Source organism: Prevotella pallens ATCC 700821 (assembly GCF_000220255.1).
GTDB classification, from domain to species: Bacteria; Bacteroidota; Bacteroidia; order Bacteroidales; family Bacteroidaceae; genus Prevotella; species Prevotella pallens.
The window spans coordinates 1-1,425 of record NZ_GL982523.1; the positions used below are offsets into that span (position 1 = coordinate 1).

Below are 1,425 nucleotides of genomic sequence, written 5' to 3' on the forward strand. Positions count from 1 at the left end.
CAGGGCTCAGTAGGAAAAAGGTGGGGAAATTTCTTTATTTGCTATCTTTTTCTTTCCTTTGCATTATGGAAGATACTTATCTATATCATTTAGCATCGTTGGTTCTCCCTAAGGATGTATTGAAATACTTCTCTGTAGTTAAAATAGAGCCTAGTCCTTCATTATTGCGTATCCATCTTGATGAGAAGATGGAGAAAGAACTTTCCGATGACCTTCATTTTGAGTCTAAAGGCTTTATGGACGCTGTTGAGGTTACCGACTTCCCTATTCGTGACCATAAAGTTATTCTTGTTCTTCGCCGTCGTCGTTGGTTAGATACGCGTACAGGCAAGAGTTTCTCTCTTCCTTTACAGATTGATATTACAGCCTCCGGTACTCGTTATTCCAAAGAGTTCGGAGCTTTTTTAAAAGAAACGTATGGAGACATCCCCAGTGACCTGCCGTACGCTTGAGGAATTTTATCATATCGATGGACATCAGTTTGAGAAACAATATAAGGAGGTGCTTAGCGGCTATAGGGATTGGGATCAGCTAGATCACGCTGAAGATTGGCTTCTGTTTCCTGATAATATTGGTTCACATCTTGCTATAGATGAGACCGCTCTCTCCAACGGAGAACTTTATACGATAGTAACTAATAGGGACAGACATGGCAAGAAGGGCTGCCTTGTAGCAGTGGTTGCTGGAACAAAGTCTGAGAAGGTATGTGAGGCACTCGATAGGATAGATGAACAAAAGCGTGAGAAGGTCGAGGAGGTAACACTAGACTTGTCAGACAGTATGCGTAAGATAGTACGCCATAGCTTCCCTAAAGCCAAAAGAGTCATTGATAGGTTTCATGTTCAAAAGCTTGCCTGTGATGCTGTACAGCAGATGAGGATAGACTATCGTTGGAGAGCCATACAGGAGGCAAATGATGAAATGGAGGAAGCCAAACTTATAGGAAAGAAGTATCAACCTCGCACCTTTGAGAATGGAGATACGAAGAAGGAACTGCTAGCCAGGAGTAGATATCTTCTGTTCAAGTCTTCAGAGAAATGGACAGACTCACAGAAACAGAGAGCTAAGATACTCTTCGAACTTTATCCTAAGCTTCAGACGGCCTATGGTCTGTGTCATTCCTTAAGAATGATTTTTGCCAAGAATACCATCAAAAATGCAGCAAGGTTATCAATGGCTAAATGGTACAATAAGGTGGAAGAGGCAGGGTTTGATTCTTTCAATGTTATTGCAGCTACATTCTATGAGCATTATGATGATATCCTTAATTTTTACAACAATAGAGCATCAAATGCAGCAGCAGAATCTTTCAACTCAAAAATAAAATTATTCAGAACGAATCTGAGAGGAGTCAGAGACAAAAGTTTCTTTTTGTTTAGAATCAAAAAACTATATGCATAATCCACACCTTTTTCCTACTGAGCC

The 1,425-nt window shown here is 40.4% G+C and carries 2 protein-coding genes; both read left to right on the forward strand.

What is annotated here, in order from left to right; all coding sequences use genetic code 11:
• Positions 1-65 precede the first annotated feature (65 nt).
• Positions 66-452, forward strand: coding sequence for an ISAon1 family transposase N-terminal region protein (locus HMPREF9144_RS12450; RefSeq protein WP_040595969.1), 387 nt, complete (start codon positions 66-68; stop codon positions 450-452).
• On the forward strand, positions 418-1,401 hold the full coding sequence (locus HMPREF9144_RS12455) for an ISAon1 family transposase (RefSeq protein ID WP_006046501.1): 984 nt from the start codon (positions 418-420) through the stop codon (positions 1,399-1,401). Before HMPREF9144_RS12450 ends, HMPREF9144_RS12455 begins: the two co-directional genes overlap by 35 nt.
• Positions 1,402-1,425 lie beyond the last annotated feature (24 nt).

What these genes read in the sequence shown, in the direction of transcription:
- HMPREF9144_RS12450 (WP_040595969.1), top strand. Translation starts at nt 66, where the DNA reads ATGGAAGATACTTATCTATATCATTTAGCATCGTTGGTTCTCCCTAAG.
- HMPREF9144_RS12455 (WP_006046501.1), top strand. Translation starts at nt 418, where the DNA reads ATGGAGACATCCCCAGTGACCTGCCGTACGCTTGAGGAATTTTATCAT.